The organism is Streptomyces tanashiensis, assembly GCF_014648895.1.
In the GTDB taxonomy this organism is placed as follows: domain Bacteria; phylum Actinomycetota; class Actinomycetes; order Streptomycetales; family Streptomycetaceae; genus Streptomyces; species Streptomyces tanashiensis.
The window spans coordinates 77,630-92,699 of record NZ_BMRZ01000019.1 but is presented as its reverse complement, the minus strand read 5'-3'; the positions used below and the strand labels follow the sequence as shown (position 1 = coordinate 92,699).

16 protein-coding genes are annotated in these 15,070 nt (G+C 71.8%); 5 read left to right on the top strand and 11 right to left on the bottom strand.

Going from position 1 to position 15,070, the window contains the following annotated elements:
• Positions 1-8 precede the first annotated feature (8 nt).
• The 4 genes from IE237_RS34925 to IE237_RS34910 form a co-directional block, all read right to left on the bottom strand.
• Positions 9-1,160, bottom strand: a complete 1,152-nt coding sequence (locus IE237_RS34925; RefSeq protein ID WP_189806210.1) for a hypothetical protein — start codon at positions 1,158-1,160, stop codon at positions 9-11.
• Positions 1,142-1,870, bottom strand: a complete 729-nt coding sequence (locus tag IE237_RS34920) for an ABC transporter ATP-binding protein (RefSeq protein ID WP_189806209.1) — start codon at positions 1,868-1,870, stop codon at positions 1,142-1,144. The genes IE237_RS34925 and IE237_RS34920 overlap by 19 nt, the downstream gene beginning before the upstream one ends.
• Positions 1,871-2,102: 232 nt before the next feature.
• Entirely contained in the window at positions 2,103-3,482 is a 1,380-nt protein-coding gene (locus IE237_RS34915) for an aspartate aminotransferase family protein (protein WP_189806208.1), read from the bottom strand.
• Positions 3,467-3,973: an Lrp/AsnC family transcriptional regulator gene (locus IE237_RS34910; protein ID WP_189806207.1), complete on the bottom strand. Its 507-nt coding sequence runs from the start codon at positions 3,971-3,973 to the stop codon at positions 3,467-3,469. The genes IE237_RS34915 and IE237_RS34910 overlap by 16 nt, the downstream gene beginning before the upstream one ends.
• A gap of 190 nt (positions 3,974-4,163) precedes the next feature.
• On the opposite strand from IE237_RS34910, the gene IE237_RS34905 reads away from it, so the two are divergent.
• The 4 genes from IE237_RS34905 (at position 4,164) to IE237_RS34890 (ending at position 8,043) form a co-directional block, all read left to right on the top strand.
• Positions 4,164-5,600 (top strand): gamma-aminobutyraldehyde dehydrogenase, encoded by a 1,437-nt coding sequence (locus IE237_RS34905; RefSeq protein WP_189806206.1) that lies wholly within the window; start codon positions 4,164-4,166, stop codon positions 5,598-5,600.
• A 142-nt stretch (positions 5,601-5,742) separates the two neighbouring features.
• A complete protein-coding gene (locus IE237_RS34900) occupies positions 5,743-6,906 on the top strand; it encodes a polyamine ABC transporter substrate-binding protein (protein ID WP_189806205.1) in 1,164 nt (387 codons plus the stop codon).
• A 12-nt stretch (positions 6,907-6,918) separates the two neighbouring features.
• On the top strand, positions 6,919-7,449 hold the full coding sequence (locus tag IE237_RS34895) for an HXXEE domain-containing protein (protein ID WP_189806204.1): 531 nt from the start codon (positions 6,919-6,921) through the stop codon (positions 7,447-7,449).
• Positions 7,450-7,512: 63 nt separating this feature from the next.
• Complete coding sequence (locus tag IE237_RS34890) at positions 7,513-8,043, top strand: hypothetical protein (RefSeq protein WP_189806203.1); 531 nt, start codon at positions 7,513-7,515, stop codon at positions 8,041-8,043.
• Here IE237_RS34890 and IE237_RS34885 read toward each other — a convergent pair.
• The 6 genes from IE237_RS34885 to IE237_RS34860 all read right to left on the bottom strand — a co-directional run bounded on the left by IE237_RS34885 (position 8,025) and on the right by IE237_RS34860 (position 13,656).
• Positions 8,025-9,197, bottom strand: coding sequence for a serine hydrolase domain-containing protein (locus IE237_RS34885; protein WP_189806202.1), 1,173 nt, complete (start codon positions 9,195-9,197; stop codon positions 8,025-8,027). The two genes, IE237_RS34890 and IE237_RS34885, sit on opposite strands and share 19 nt — an antisense overlap.
• Before the next feature lie 96 nt (positions 9,198-9,293).
• A complete protein-coding gene (locus IE237_RS34880; protein WP_189806201.1) occupies positions 9,294-9,998 on the bottom strand; it encodes a response regulator in 705 nt (234 codons plus the stop codon).
• Complete coding sequence (locus tag IE237_RS34875) at positions 9,995-11,125, bottom strand: sensor histidine kinase (RefSeq protein ID WP_229843877.1); 1,131 nt, start codon at positions 11,123-11,125, stop codon at positions 9,995-9,997. The genes IE237_RS34880 and IE237_RS34875 overlap by 4 nt, the downstream gene beginning before the upstream one ends.
• A 14-nt stretch (positions 11,126-11,139) precedes the next feature.
• Positions 11,140-11,919: an SAM-dependent methyltransferase gene (locus tag IE237_RS34870; RefSeq protein WP_189806199.1), complete on the bottom strand. Its 780-nt coding sequence runs from the start codon at positions 11,917-11,919 to the stop codon at positions 11,140-11,142.
• Positions 11,920-11,921: 2 nt separating this feature from the next.
• Positions 11,922-12,605 (bottom strand): glycerophosphodiester phosphodiesterase, encoded by a 684-nt coding sequence (locus IE237_RS34865; protein ID WP_189806198.1) that lies wholly within the window; start codon positions 12,603-12,605, stop codon positions 11,922-11,924.
• Positions 12,606-12,624: 19 nt separating this feature from the next.
• A complete protein-coding gene (locus IE237_RS34860; RefSeq protein ID WP_189806197.1) occupies positions 12,625-13,656 on the bottom strand; it encodes an adenosine deaminase in 1,032 nt (343 codons plus the stop codon).
• A 75-nt stretch (positions 13,657-13,731) separates the two neighbouring features.
• Here IE237_RS34860 and IE237_RS34855 point away from each other — a divergent pair, with 75 nt between their 5' ends.
• Complete coding sequence (locus tag IE237_RS34855) at positions 13,732-14,412, top strand: DUF4190 domain-containing protein (RefSeq protein WP_189806196.1); 681 nt, start codon at positions 13,732-13,734, stop codon at positions 14,410-14,412.
• Positions 14,413-14,466: 54 nt separating this feature from the next.
• Here the strand turns inward: IE237_RS34855 and ybiA are convergent, their stop codons facing one another.
• A complete protein-coding gene (ybiA, locus tag IE237_RS34850) occupies positions 14,467-15,024 on the bottom strand; it encodes a riboflavin biosynthesis intermediates N-glycosidase (RefSeq protein ID WP_189806195.1) in 558 nt (185 codons plus the stop codon).
• Positions 15,025-15,070 lie beyond the last annotated feature (46 nt).

Genomic DNA, 15,070 nt, shown 5'->3' with positions numbered 1-15,070 from the left:
GGGGCCGCTCAGCCGGTCAGCGGCAGGGCCGCCAGTTCCGCGACCGCCCAGGTCAGCGGGAGGAAGACGGCGAGCAGCGCGCCGGCGCGCAGCAGCGCCGCCGTGCGCAGGACGGTGGGCGGTGCGCCGATGCGGAGGAGGGCCTCCGTGGTGTGGGCGCGGCCCTGCCTGGATTCCAGCGCGGCCGTCAGGAGGGTGGCGGTGGTGCAGGCCAGGATCAGGGCGGCGCCGAGGCCGGTGAGGGGGCCGAAGGCGTCGGAGCCCGTGCCCGCGTCGTACACCGAGGCCGCGGCGAAGGTGCCGGAGAGCACGGCGCTCACCACGCCGAGCGGGCGGCCGATACGGCGGGCCTCGTCCATCAGGACGCGGCCCGCGAGGAGCCGGGTGGCGCCCGGCCGGACCGCCTGGAGGAGCCGGCCGCAGCCGTGGGCGAGGCCCGGGCCCGCCAGGGCGAGGCCCGCGGCGGTGAGGACCCAGCCGGCGAGGACGCCCGCCGGGTTGCCGTCGAAGCGGCCCGGCAGCGGGAGGCCGCTCCCGGCGCCGCCGCGGCCCGCGTACGTCTCGATCGCGAGGCCGATGGCGACGAGGGCGACACCCCAGGGCAGCCCGGACGGCATCGTCGTCTCGGCGCCCTCCGGCGGGACCGGTGCGGTGCGGGGGCGCAGCGCCAGGCCGGCCGCCGTGGCGGCGACGACCGGCAGGACGGCGAGCAGGGTGAGGGCGGCCGCGAGCGGGATCGGCTGGTCGGCGGCGAGGAGCTCGGCGGCCGCGCCGTCGAAGGGCAGACCGGTGATGTCGCCGCGCAGGTGCAGGTAGAACAGGAGCGCGACGACGGAGCCGAGCGTGCAGGCGACGGCCGTCGAGGCGGCGGCGATCGCGGTGAGGCGGGCGGGGCCGAGGCCGACGGCCGAGAGCCCGGGGCGCGGCCGGGTGCTGGGGTCGGTGCGGGCCACCGCGACGGCGAACTGGACGGTGGCGGCGAGCGGCAGGACGCACCAGAGCAGCCGCAGCGCCGAGGTCGAGGACCGCTCCGGGTGTCCGACGGCGTATCCGAGGGTGCAGAGCAGCAGGAAGCCCACCCCCGCGGCCGCGGCGGCGACGAGGAGCCGGCGCGTGAGGACGAGGGGGTGGGTCCCGCGGGCTAGACGGAGAGCGAGCACGCGGCGACGCCCTCCGCCCCTGACGCCGGGGGTACGGCGGCGACCCTGCGTCCGTCGAGGAGGGCGACGGTGCGGTCGGCGAGCGCCGCGACCTCACTGTCGTGGGTGGCGAGGAGCACGGTGATGCCGTGCGAGCGGGCCGCTGCGGTGAGCGTGCGCAGGACCTGTGCGCCGTCGGCGCGGTGGAGGGTGGCGACGGGTTCGTCGGCGAAGAGGACCGACGGGGTGGTGACCAGGGCGCGGGCGATCGCGATCCGCTGGCGCACGGAGTGGGTGAGGGCGTGCGGCCGCTTGCGGGCGCTGTCGCCGATGTCGAGCCGCTCCAGCCATTCCAGGGCGGCCGTCTTCGCCGCCCGGTGGGAGTCGCCGCGGAGCAGCAGCGGCAGGGCGGTGTTCTCCCAGCCGGTGAGTTCGGGGACGAGGCCGGGCTCGGGGTCGATCCAGCCGAAGCGGTCGCGGCGGAGCCGCTCGCGCTGGGCGGGGCTCAGGGTGTGGACGGGGCTGCTGTTGAACCAGACCTCGCCCTGCTGGGCGACGAGCTGGCCGGAGAGGCAGCGCATGAGGGTGGTCTTGCCGCTGCCGCGCGGGCCGACGAGGGCGAGGATCTCGCCTTCGCGGACGCCGAGGGAGACGCCGCTGAGCGCGTCCGAACCGCCCAGGGCGCAGTGCAGGGAACGCGCCCAGAGCACGTCGTTGTCCGGTGGGGCCATCGCGTACACCTCGATGTCGGATCCGATTCTTACGTTCCCCCGTCCGGGGGAACGAAGGACGGGCCTGTCGGTCACTGGGCACCGTAAGGATTCAGATCCGCTTGTACGGACAGCACACGGCCCGGGCAGTCACCATCCACTCGGATGGCGGCATACCCGGGCCGGGGGTCACGCCGTGAGGGCGGCGTGATGCTGGGGGGACCGCCGTGGTTCGGTCCTTACAGCCTCGTGCTTACAGCTTGGTCCACGCCTCGGTGAGCACCGAGCGCAGGATTCCCTCGATCTCGTCGAAGGTGCCCTGGTCGGCGATCAGCGGCGGGGCCAGCTGGATGACCGGGTCGCCACGGTCGTCGGCACGGCAGTACAGGCCGTTCTCGAACAGGGCCTTGGAGAGGAAGCCGTACAGGACGCGCTCGGTCTCCTCGTCCGTGAAGGACTCCTTGGTGACCTTGTCCTTGACGAGCTCGATGCCGTAGAAGAAGCCGTTGCCGCGGACGTCGCCGACGATCGGGAGGTCGTGCAGCTTCTTCAGGGTGTTGAAGAAGTTGCCCTCCTGGTCGAGGACGTGCTGGTTCAGGCCTTCCTTGTCGAAGATGTCGAGGTTGGCGATCGCGACCGCCGACGACACCGGGTGGCCACCGAAGGTGTAGCCGTGCAGGAAGGTGTTGTCGCCCTTGTAGAACGGCTCCGCGATGCGGTCCGAGACGATGCAGGCACCGATCGGGGAGTAGCCCGAGGTCATGCCCTTGGCGCAGGTGATCATGTCCGGCACGTAGCCGAACTTGTCACAGGCGAACATCGTGCCGAGGCGGCCGAAGGCGCAGATCGTCTCGTCCGAGACGAGCAGCACGTCGTACTGGTCGCAGATCTCGCGGACGCGCTGGAAGTAGCCGGGCGGCGGCGGGAAGCAGCCACCGGCGTTCTGCACGGGCTCCAGGAAGACGGCCGCGACGGTGTCGGGGCCCTCGAAGAGGATCTGCTGCTCGATCTGGTCGGCGGCCCAGCGGCCGAAGGCCTCGGGGTCGTCGCCGTGGATCGGGGCGCGGTAGATGTTGGTGTTCGGCACCTTGTGCGCGCCGGGGACCAGCGGCTCGAAGGGGGCCTTCAGGGCCGGCAGGCCGGTGATGGACAGGGCGCCCTGCGGGGTGCCGTGGTAGGCGACCGCACGCGAGATGACCTTGTACTTGGTGTGCTTGCCCTGCAGCTTGAAGTACTGCTTGGCGAGCTTCCAGGCGGTCTCGACGGCCTCGCCGCCACCGGTGGTGAAGAAGACCTTGTTCAGGTCGCCCGGCGCGTAGTCCGCGAGACGCTCGGCGAGCTCGACGGCCTTGGGGTGCGCGTACGACCACACGGGGAAGAACGCGAGCTCCTGGGCCTGCTTGTACGCGACCTCGGCCAGTTCCTTGCGGCCGTGTCCGACGTTGACCACGAAGAGCCCCGCGAGACCGTCGAGGTAGCGCTTGCCCTTGTCGTCGAAGATGTAGGTGCCCTCGCCACGCACGATGGTGGGAACGGGCGAGTTCTCGTAGGACGACATGCGGGTGAAGTGCATCCACAGGTGGTCGTACGCGGTCTTGGAGAGGTCCTGGGTCACGATTATCGAGTTCCCCACATGTAGGTCTGCTTCTTGAGCTTGAGGTAGACGAAGCTCTCGGTCGAGCGGACGCCGGGCAGTGTGCGGATGCGCTTGTTGATCACATCCAGCAGGTGGTCGTCGTCCTCGCAGACGATCTCCACCATCAGGTCGAAGGAGCCCGCGGTCATCACCACGTACTCGCATTCGGCCATGCCTGTCAGGGCTTCCGCAACCGGATCCAGGTCACCCTCGACGTTGATGCCGACCATCGCCTGCCGCCGGAAGCCCACGGTGAGAGGGTCGGTGACGGCGACGATCTGCATGACGCCCTGGTCGAGCAGCTTCTGGACGCGCTGCCTCACGGCGGCTTCGGAGAGGCCCACGGCCTTTCCGATCGCCGCGTAGGGGCGGCGACCGTCCTCCTGGAGCTGTTCGATGATCGCCAGGGAGACGGCGTCGATCGTCGGGGACGAACCGGTTCCGGTTCTGGAGTCTGTGCTTCGACTGGCCACGGCTTCACTGTGCACCGAGATGGGCAGTCATGCAAGCCCGGAGCGATGAAATTCGTTGTGAAGCGCTCCAGATCTCACTGAATCCGAAGTTGCGGGGGGTCGGGGCTGTTGAAAGCGTCAGTCGAGCGATTAGGCTGAGGTGTCTCGCCCATCGGGACACCGCACAAAGATGTGCGAAGACAGAACGTGACAGGAGGGGTGGCAAGTGACCACCGAGCTGCGCCGGCTGCGTAACTACATCAACGGGGAGTTCCGCGACGCGGCCGACGGCCGCACCATCGAGGTGGTCAACCCGGCCACCGGCGAGGTCTTCGCCACCTCCCCGCTTTCCGGGCAGGCCGACGTCGACGCCGCCATGGAGGCTGCCGCCGCGGCCTTCCCCGCCTGGCGTGACAGCACGCCGTCCGAGCGCCAGAAGGTGCTCCTCAAGATCGCCGACGCCTTCGAGGAGCGCGCCGAGGAGCTCATCGCCGCCGAGGTCGAGAACACCGGCAAGCCGGTCGCTCTCACCGCGAGCGAGGAGATTCCGCCGATGGTGGACCAGATCCGCTTCTTCGCGGGTGCCGCCCGGCTGCTCGAGGGCCGCTCGGCCGGCGAGTACATGGAGGGCATGACCTCCATCGTCCGCCGCGAGCCGGTCGGCGTCTGCGCGCAGGTCGCGCCGTGGAACTACCCGATGATGATGGCCGTGTGGAAGTTCGCCCCGGCCCTCGCCGCGGGCAACACCGTCGTCCTCAAGCCCTCGGACACGACCCCCGCGTCGACCGTCCTGATGGCCGAGATCATCGGTCAGATCGTGCCCAAGGGCGTCTTCAACGTCGTCTGCGGCGACCGCGAGACGGGCAAGGCCATGGTCGAGCACCCGACCCCGGCGATGGCCTCCATCACCGGCTCGGTCCGCGCCGGCATGCAGGTCGCCGAGTCGGCGGCCAAGGACGTCAAGCGCGTCCACCTGGAGCTGGGCGGCAAGGCCCCGGTCGTCGTCTTCGAGGACACCGACATCGAGTCGGCCGTCGGCGACATCTCGGTCGCGGGCTTCTTCAACGCCGGCCAGGACTGTACGGCCGCGACCCGTGTCCTCGTGCACGAGTCCATCCACGACGAGTTCGTCGCCGCCCTCGCCAAGGCCGCCGCCGAGACGAAGACCGGTCAGCCGGACGACGAGGACGTGCTGTACGGCCCGCTGAACAACGCCAACCAGCTGAAGCAGGTCACCGGCTTCATCGAGCGCCTCCCGGCCCATGCCAAGGTCGAGGCCGGCGGCCACCGCGTCGGCGACAAGGGCTACTTCTACGCCCCGACCGTCGTCTCGGGCCTCAAGCAGGACGACGAGATCGTCCAGAACGAGGTCTTCGGCCCGGTCATCACCGTCCAGTCCTTCACGGACGAGGCCCAGGCCCTGGAGTTCGCGAACGGCGTCGAGTACGCCCTCGCCTCCTCCGTCTGGACCAAGGACCACGCGCGCGCGATGCGCATGTCCAAGGCCCTCGACTTCGGCTGCGTGTGGATCAACACCCACATCCCGCTCGTCGCCGAGATGCCCCACGGCGGCTACAAGAAGTCCGGCTACGGCAAGGACCTCTCCGCCTACGGCTTCGAGGACTACACGCGCATCAAGCACGTCATGACCTCCCTGGGCTGATCCCCTCCGGACCCCCGCGCGGCCCCGGCACCTTGATCGACAGGGTGTCGGGGCCGCGCGCCGTCGCTCGACGGACCGTCCATTGCCCCGGTCGGCGGCGGGCGGCGATGCTGCTCGGGTGAGAGCGACAGCCAGGAAGTACATGTCCCGCCGGTCCCTGCTGCGCGGCGCGGGCGGTGTGGGGGCCGCCGCCCTGCTCGCCGGGTGCGGGGTTCCCGCCGCCTACGTCGACGAGGGCGACCGGGCGGGCCGTGACCTCTCGGCGCGCGACCGCACGCTCGACTTCGCCAACTGGCCGCTGTACATCGACACCGATGACGACGACACGTCGAGGCGGCCCACCCTCGACGCGTTCCGGAAGCGGACCGGGATCTCCGTCCGGTACACCGAGGAGATCAACGACAACGACGAGTTCTTCGGCAAGATCAGCCCGTCGCTCATGAACCACCAGGAGACCGGGCGCGACCTGATCGTCGTCAGCGACTGGATGGCCGCCCGCTTCGTCCGCCTCGGCTGGGTCCAGGAGATGGACCGCGCCGCCCAGCCGAACGTCGCGAAGAACCTCAACCCGCAGCTGAGGTCGCCCGCCTTCGACCCCGGGCGGCTGCACAGCGTGCCCTGGCAGTCCGGGATCACCGGCATCGCGTACAACCGCAGGAAGCTCGGCCGGGAGCTGCGCTCCATCAAGGAGCTGTGGGCCGACGACCTGCGCGGCAAGGTCACCCTGCTCTCCGGCCTCGACGAGTCCTTCGCCCTGCTCATGCTGGGCAACGGCGTCGACGTGACCCGGTGGACCGGGGACGACTTCCAGGCCGTGTGCGAGCAGATCGAGGGGCTCGTCCGGACCCGGCACATCCGGCGCTTCACCGGGAACGACTACATCAAGGACCTGTCCACCGGCGACGTCCTCGCCTGCCAGGCGTACTCCGGCGACGTCATCCAGCTCCAGGCCGACAACCCGGACATCGAGTTCGTCGTCCCCGAGGAGGGCGCCGAGCTGTGGGCCGAGTCCCTCATGATCCCGAATCTCGCCCGGCACAAGTCCAACGCCGAGAAGCTCGTCGACTACTACTACGAGCCCGAGGTCGCCGCCGACCTCGCCGCCTGGGTCAACTACGTCTGTCCGGTCCCCGCCGCGCAGAACGTCCTGGCGGACTCCGGCGACGAGGAGCTCGTGGCGCTCGCCGAGGACCCGCTGATCTTCCCCGACGCCGACATGCGGAGCCGGCTCGCCATCGCCCGGGACATCACGGCCGAGGAGCGCCAGGCCTTCGCGAAGAGGTGGAACGCGATCGTCGGCCTGTGAGTTGAGCGGGATGTGACCACATCGAACGTGAACCCCCTCGCCACCTATGGGCTGTTCCTCGCCTGGGCCGTGCACGACGCGGAGGAGCTGGCCTTCGGGCCGCGCTGGCTCCGGGAGAACCTGCCGGGGCTGCGCGAGCGGTTCCCCGGGGTCCCGGAGGCCGTGTGGCGGGCGGCCGAAGGCGTCGACGAGCGTGAATTCGCCGCGGCCGTCGGGGTGATGGCGGTGATCGTCGGCGCGGCGGCCGCGGCGGGAGCGCGTTCCGGCGGCCGGTCCTCCTTCTATCAGGGCGCGCTGGCCGGCTTCGGTCTGCACGGGCTCGTCCACCTCGCGCAGGCCGCCGCCGTCCGGGACGTGACCCCCGGCTCGGTCACCTCGCCGCTCGTCGTCGTCCCCTTCTCCCTGTGGGCCCGCGGCCGGCTGCGGAGGGCCGGGGTGCTGCGGCCGGTCCGGCTCGGGGGAGTGGTGACGGGGCTCGCGGTGGCGGCCGGGGCGACGGTGGTCTCGCACGCGGTGGGACGCAGGCTCGCCGCCCGTTTCTGAACGCGATCAAAACTGACCACCCCTCGTTTCTGAACACGTTCAAGAGGGGTGTACGTTGGTCCCATGAGCGACACGAACGGGCCGAGAGCCCTTCTCCAGCGCATCCGTGTGTGGCTGATCGCCTTCGTCGTCTGCCTGGTCCTGAGCGGGGCCACCGCCTTCCCGCTCGTCACCGAACTCCGGCTCCTCGACGCCGCCCTGGACGGCTGGGCGGCGCCCGTCGCCGAACTCCTGCCCGGGCTCGCCGAGTGGATCGGCCGTGTCGAGGAGGGGGTCCGGTCCGCCGACGAGCAGGCTCCGTACCTGCTCTACGGCACCGACTGGCTGGCCTTCGCCCACCTCGTCATCGCGGTCGCCTTCTACGGGCCCTACCGCGACCCCGTCCGCAACATCTGGGTCATCGAGTTCGGCATGATCGCCTGCGTCGGCATCATCCCCCTCGCCCTGATCTGCGGGCCCCTCCGGGGCATCCCCTTCTGGTGGTCGGTCATCGACATGTCCTTCGGCGTCATCGGCATCCTGCCGCTGTTCCACGTGCGCCGGCTGATCAAGCGCCTGGAGGCCCTGCGCCCCGTTCAGTCCGGCAGGCCGTAGGCCGCCACCATCAGGCCGAGGGCCGTCTTGTTCATCTGCTGGCCCTTGGCGTCGGTGGAGTTGACGCTGTAGACGAGGGTGCGGGCGCCGTCGCGGGTCGAGGCGATGGCCGCGTTGTAGCCCCAGCGGCCACCCGTCTTGCCCCAGACCTCGCGCCCGCCCAGCCGCTTCATCGACAGACCGGCGGAGTACGCGGCCGGGTCGCCGGACGTGAAGTCCGGGACCTTCGGGATCGTGAACATCTCCTCCAGGAGCGGACCGCGCACCACACCGCCCTTGAACAGGACCCGGGTGAAGCGCTCCAGGTCGGCGGTGGTCGACACGAGATCCCCGGCCGCCCAGCCGTCCGTCGTCCCCCACACCGAGACGTCGCGCAGCCCCGTCGTGCCGTCGTCCAGCCGCATCGTCTGGTACCCGTGGTTGTACGGGCCGGCGATCTCCGGGTCCGCGCCCGGGAAACAGGTGTCCCGCAGCCCCAGCGGGCGCAGGATCCGACGCTCCACCTGGTGCTCGTACGAGTCTCCCGTGACACGCTCGACGATCAGGCCGGCGATCGTGTACCCGATGTTCAGGTAGTGCTGCTTCGTGCCCGGCCGGAACTCGCGCGGCTGCGCCGTCGCCGAACGGACCAGCTCCTCGGGGGTGTGGACGACGAAGCGGTTCTCGTACCACTCCTCCACGGTCTCGCCGGGGAGGTCGGCGGCCGGGATGCCGTGGGTGTGGTTGAGGAGCTGACGCACGGTCACCCGGGCGTAGCGGCCCGGGATCAGGTCCGGCAGGTACGCGCGGGCCGGCCGGTCCAGGTCGATCCGGCCCTCGGCGGCCAGCTGGAGGACGGTCGCCGCCGTGAACACCTTCGTCACCGAACCGGCCCGGAAGCGGGCGGCCGGGTCCGCCGGGGCGTTCGTCTCCAGGTCGTGGACGCCCGCACTGCCCTGCCAGGAACCCTCGGCGCCGCCGACCCGGACCAGCGCGGCCGTCGCGTCGGCGCGCGGGAGCCCGGCGATGACCGCGCTCAGGTCAGGGCTCCGCTCCTGAGAGCTCTGCGACACGGCCTGCGGGGGCTCCGCCGCGAAGGCCGGGGTGAGCGCAGGGCCGGCCGCGACGCCCAGGACCAGGGCGGCGGCGAGCAGGGTGCGGGTGGACTTCCTCATGGTCAACTCCGGTGGTGTGAGCCGTTGTTCTCGATGGCTCCATCCTGCTGACCTGTGGCGATCCACGGATCGCCCGCACCGGCGGTCTTCGGCCGGTCACTTCCTCCCCGGCGCGGGGGAGAGACCGGGGCCGGCTCCTCCCCCGGGCGGGGGAGAGCCCGCCGCGACCAGGCCCGTCTCGTACGCGCAGATGACCGCCTGGATGCGGTCCCGCAGCCCCAGCTTGGCCAGCACGTTCCCCACGTGCGTCTTCACCGTGTGGTCGCTGACCACCAGCTCCGCCGCGATCTCCGCGTTCGACAGGCCCCGGGCGAGCAGCAGCAGCGTCTCGCGTTCCCGTCCCGTGAGGACGTCGAGCCGGGGATCGGTCCTGCGCGGCCCGCCCGCCGTGTACTGCTCCACGAGCCGCCGCGCCACGGACGGCGCGAGCAGCGAGTCGCCCGCCGCCACCACCCGTACCGCGTGCACCAGGTCGTCCCGCCGCACGTCCTTGAGGAGGAAACCGCTCGCGCCCGCGTGCAGCGCCTCGTACACGTACGCGTCGGTGTCGAAGGTCGTCAGCATCACCGTCCGGCAGCCGGACTCCGCGCTGATCGCCCGGCACGCCTCGATGCCGTCCGTCCGGGGCATCCGGATGTCGAGCAGCGCCACGTCCGGCGCGAGCCGGCGCACCGCCTCGACGGCCTCCGCCCCGTCCCCGGCCTCCGCCACCACCTCGATGTCCGGCTGCGCGTCCAGGATCATCGCGAAGCCGCTGCGCACCAGCTCCTGGTCGTCCGCGACCAGCACACGGATCGTCATGCCCCCACCTTCCTCGTCCCCGCCGTCTCCGCCACGGGGAGCAGGACCCGCACCTCGAAGCCCCGGCCGTCCGGGCCCGGGCCCGTCTCCGCCGTCCCGCCGTGCGCGCCGGCCCGCTCCCGGATGCCCACCAGACCGTGCCCGCCCGGACCGCCCTGCGGGCCGCGTCCGTCGTCGGTCACCGTGACCCGCAGGACACCGTCGGCGTGGACGAGCCGGACGTCGACGGCCCGGGCCCGCGCGTGCTTCACCACGTTCGTCAGGGCCTCCTGGACGATCCGGTAGACGCTCGCGCCGGCCGCCGCGGGCAGCGCCCGCACCCCGCCCTCCGTCGCGTACCCGACGGTCAGACCGCCGGCCCGCACCCCTTCCAGGAGCGCGGGGAGATCCCCGATCCCCGGCTGCGGCGCCCTCGGCGCCTCCTCCCCCTCCCGCAGCACGCCCAGCATCCCGCGCAGTTGGGTCATGGCGTCGCGGCCCGCCGCCGAGATCGCCTCGAACGCCGCCTCCGCCCGCTCCGGCGCCGCCCGCACGGCCAGGGGACCGGCCTCCGCCTGCACGATCATCAGGCTCACCGCGTGGGAGAGGACGTCGTGCATCTCCCGGGCGATCCTGGCCCGTTCGCGCGCCGCCGCCCGCTCCGCCTCCACGGTCTGCGCCCGCTGCCGGGCCTCGGTCAGCCGCCCGAACGCATAGGCCGCGCCGAACACGAAGAGGGAGAAGGTGAGTTCGCGCACCGACTGGGTGTTGAGCCACACCGAGGCCGGCACCGCGACCACCATGAGCCCCGCCGTCACGATCCGCTGCCACGAGGGCGCGAGCACCGCGATCGTGTAGACGCTCACCAGACCCGTGTACGGCAGCGGCTGCCCCGGCCCCTCGACGGCCAGCTTGTACAGCGCGCTCGTCGCCAGGATCGCGAGCAGCACCGCCATCGGCGCACGCCGCCGCCACACCAGCGGCACCACGGTGAGCGTCGTCAGCCCGTACGCCGGCCAGGTCGCCGGTTCGAGCTCGGGCCCGCGCGGCACCACGAACGGCATCGTCATCGCCGCCTGCACGACCAGGGCGAGCCCGATGTCCACCGCCCACGGATGGGCGGCCCCCCAGGAGCGCAGCTCCCGCATCCCCCGTATGCGCATTACGGCTTGCGGCCCACCGCGCCGAACTGCGCCACCACGGGACCCTCCTCGGAGCGCCAGCGGGAGCAGGAGACGATGCCCGGCTCCAGGAGGTCGAGGCCGTCCAGGAAGGAGGTGAACTCCTCCCGGGTGCGGGCGGTGATCGGCGGGGTTGCGTTCTCGTTCCAGAAGGCCATCGCGGCCTTGTTGCCCTCGCCGCCGAGCTCCGGCTCAAGCGTCGGATGGGTCAGCACCAGGTGGCTTCCGGACGGCATCGCGGCCATCAGGGTCCGCACGATCGACCGGGCCCTGCCGGTGTCCAGGACGAAGTTGAGGATGCCGAGCATCATCACCGCGACCGGACGGGAGAGATCGAGCGTCCCCACGGCCGCCGCCACGATCCGCTCGGGGTCGTGGGCGTCGGCGTCGACGTACTCGGTGACGCCCTCCGGCGCGCTCGTCAGGAGCGCGCGGGCGTGCGTGAGGACGATCGGGTCGTTGTCGACGTAGACGATCCGGGCGTCGGGGGCGACCCGCTGCGCCACCTCGTGGGTGTTGTCGGCGGTCGGCAGGCCCGTACCGATGTCCAGGAACTGCCGGACGCCCGCCTCGGCGGCCAGATGGGTCACCGCCCGCCCGAGGAACGCCCGGTCCGCGCGCGCCACTTCGCCGATGCTCGGGTAGAAGCCGGTGACCTGGTCGCCGACCGCGCGGTCCACCGGATAGTTGTCCTTGCCGCCGAGCCAGTAGTTCCACACCCGGGCGTTGTGGGCGATGTCGGTGCGGATCCGGTCGTTCATCGTCAAGTCCTTCGGAGCACGGCGGCGAGTGCGTCGACCCGGTTCGTGGTGACCGAGTCGACCCCGTTCCCGATCAGCTTACGCATGGTGCGCCGGGTGTCCGCCGTCCAGGCGGAGACGAGGAGCCCGTCCCGGTGGACCCGCTCGGTCAGCTCCCGACTCACCAGGCCGAAACGGTAGTTGAGCCATCGGGGCCGTACGGCGTCGAGCAGCACCCGGCGGGGCGGGGCGAGCGAGGTCCACGTGAGGGCGATCTCGGCGGCCGGGTCGGCGGCCCGCACCTGGAGCATGGCGACGGCGCCCGCGCAGTAGTAGACGCGCTCCCCGGCCCCGCACTCGCGGACCGTACGGACGATCGCGCGGACCGAGTCCTCGTTCCCGCCCGGCAGGTCCAGCATCAGCCGGTGGTCCCCGGCGGTGAGCAGCGCGTCCCGGAGGGTCGGCACCCCGTCGCCGGTGAGCTCGCGCAGCAGCTCGTGCGAGAGGCCGGAGAGGGGTCGGTCGTGGCCCCACAGGCGCTTCAGGGTGTCGTCGTGGAGGAGGACGGGCACCCCGTCCTTCGTCAGCCGGACGTCGATCTCGACCGCGTCCGCTCCCTGCTCGATCGCCGAGGCGATCGAGGGGAGGGTGTTCTCGCGGACGCGGTACGGGTCGCCGCGGTGGCCTACGGCAGTGACAGGGCGCATGGCCCCATTCTCGTCGCGGTCAGCGCGCCAGCCAGTCGTTCGTGTACGTGTCGATCTCGGCGGCGATCAGGGCCTTGCCCGCCGGGGCGAGGAAGGAGGCCTCCACCGCGTTCTTGGCGAGGGCGGCCACACCGCGCTCGTCGAGGCCGAGGAGACGGGCGGCGACGGCGTACTCGTTGTTGAGGTCCGTGCCGAACATCGGCGGGTCGTCGCTGTTGACCGTGACGAGGACCCCGGCGTCGACCATCTGCCGGATCGGGTGCTCCTCCAGGGTGGCGACGGCCCGGGTCGCGATGTTGGAGGTCGGGCAGACCTCCAGGGCGATGCGGTGCTCGGCGAGGTGGGCGAGGAGCGCCGGGTCCTGGACGGAGCTGGTGCCGTGGCCGATGCGCTCGGCGCCCAGGTCGCGGATCGCGTCCCAGACGGTCTCCGGGCCGGTCGTCTCGCCCGCGTGCGGGACGGAGTGCAGACCGGCCGCCCGGGCCAGGTCGAAGTACGGCTTGAACTGAGGGCGCGGCACACCGACCTCCGGGCCGCCGAGGCCGAAGGAGACCAGGCCCTCCGGGCGCAGCCCGTCGGTGGTGGCGAGGCGCGCGGTCTCCTCGGCGGAGACGAGGCCGGCCTCGCCGGGGATGTCGAAGCACCAGCGCAGGATCGTGCCGAACTCGGCCTCGGCGGCCTTGCGGGCGTCCTCGATCGCCGCCATGAAGGCGCGCTCGTCGATGCCGCGGCGGGTGGAGGAGTACGGGGTGATGGTCAGCTCGGCGTAGCGGATGTTCTGCCGGGCCATGTCCCGGGCGACCTCGAAGGTCAGCAGCCGGACGTCCTCGGGGGTGCGGACCAGGTCGACGACCGACAGGTAGACGTCGATGAAGTGCGCGAAGTCCGTGAACGTGAAGTAGTCGGTGAGTGCCTCCGGGTCCGTGGGGACCTTGGAGTCGGGGTGCCGGGCCGCGAGCTCGGCGACGATCCGTGGCGAGGCGGAGCCGACGTGGTGGACGTGCAGCTCGGCCTTGGGGAGCCCCGCGATGAAGGGGTGGAGGTCGGTCATCGGATCATCGTAGGCCGGGCGGTTCCCTCGCAGGGGTGAGGCCGTAACATGGCGTGACCACGATGGGGGAGGCCCATGTCTGACAACCGAGACCAGTCGCGGGGCGGGTACGACCCGACGGACCCGTGGGCTCCGCCGAACCGCGACGGGGTGGAACTGAGCAAGCCGGCGACGCCGTCGCCCTCGCCGGTGCACGACCAGCCGACCATGACGGCCTTCCCGGCCGCTCCGGGAGCCCCTACGGGGGACGTCCCGCCGCCGCCGGTCGCCCCCGGCGGCCCGGCGGCCACGCCCGGCTACGGCTACCCGGCGGACACGTCCGGCGGCTACGGCTACCCGGCGGCGGCCCCGACGCCGCCGACGTCCCCGGGGTACGGCTACCCCGCCTACGGGTCGGGGTACCCGCAGCCCGGCCAGCCCGGCTGGCAGCAGTCCCCGTCCAACGGCATGGGGACGACCGCGATGGTGCTCGGCATCATCGCCGTCGCGGGCTTCTGCATGTACGGCCTGGGGGTGATCCTCGGCATCCTGGCGCTGATCTTCGGCATCATCGGCCTGAAGAAGGTCGGCCGGGGCGAGGCGACGAACCGGGGCATGGCCCTCGCGGGCGTCGTGCTCGGCGCCATCGGCACGCTGGTCAGCGCCGTCTTCCTGGGCTTCATGATCTGGGCGATCTCGCAGGACAGCACGTCCTTCGAGGACTCGGGCGACGACCCTTTCGGATCGGTCCTCCAGATCGAGCGGGACGGCCGCTGACGCCGGTACGTCAGGAGAGAGGGGCCCCGCACCGACCGGTGCGGGGCCCCTCTCTCATACGCCGGGCGCCGCGCGCAGCCGCTCCCGCGCCTCCATCAGGGCGAAGCCCAGCAGGTTGAGGCCGCGCCAGCGGGCCGGGTCGTGGGCCCCCGGGGCGTCCGCGGCGAGCCCGATGCCCCAGATGCGGTCCATCGGGCTGGCCTCCACCAGGACGCGCTCGCCCGTGCCCAGGAGGAAGGCGCGCAGGGCCTCGTCCGAGGAGAACTTGTGGACGCTGCCCTCGACGACGATCCCGAAGCGCTCGCGCTCCCAGACCGCGTCGTCGAAGCCCCGCACGAGCCGGCCCGCCTTCTTGGCCTCGGCGGGGGTGCGGGCCGTCAGCGCGGCCCGCTCGGCGTCCGCGTCCCGGAAGAGGCGGGCCTTGGCCGCCATCATCCAGTGCTCGGCCGTCGCGTAGGACACGCCGTCGACCACGAAGGGCGCCGGCCACCACTGGCTCAGACAGCTCGCCGAGAGGCGGCCGTCGGGGTGCGGACGGTGCCCCCAGAAATGCAGCCACTTCACTCGGTCACCCCGGGTGACCTGCTGTGTCAGCTCTTCGATCTTGGTCATACATGCGAGTCTGGCATTCGCCACGGACACTACGTACGGAGATTTT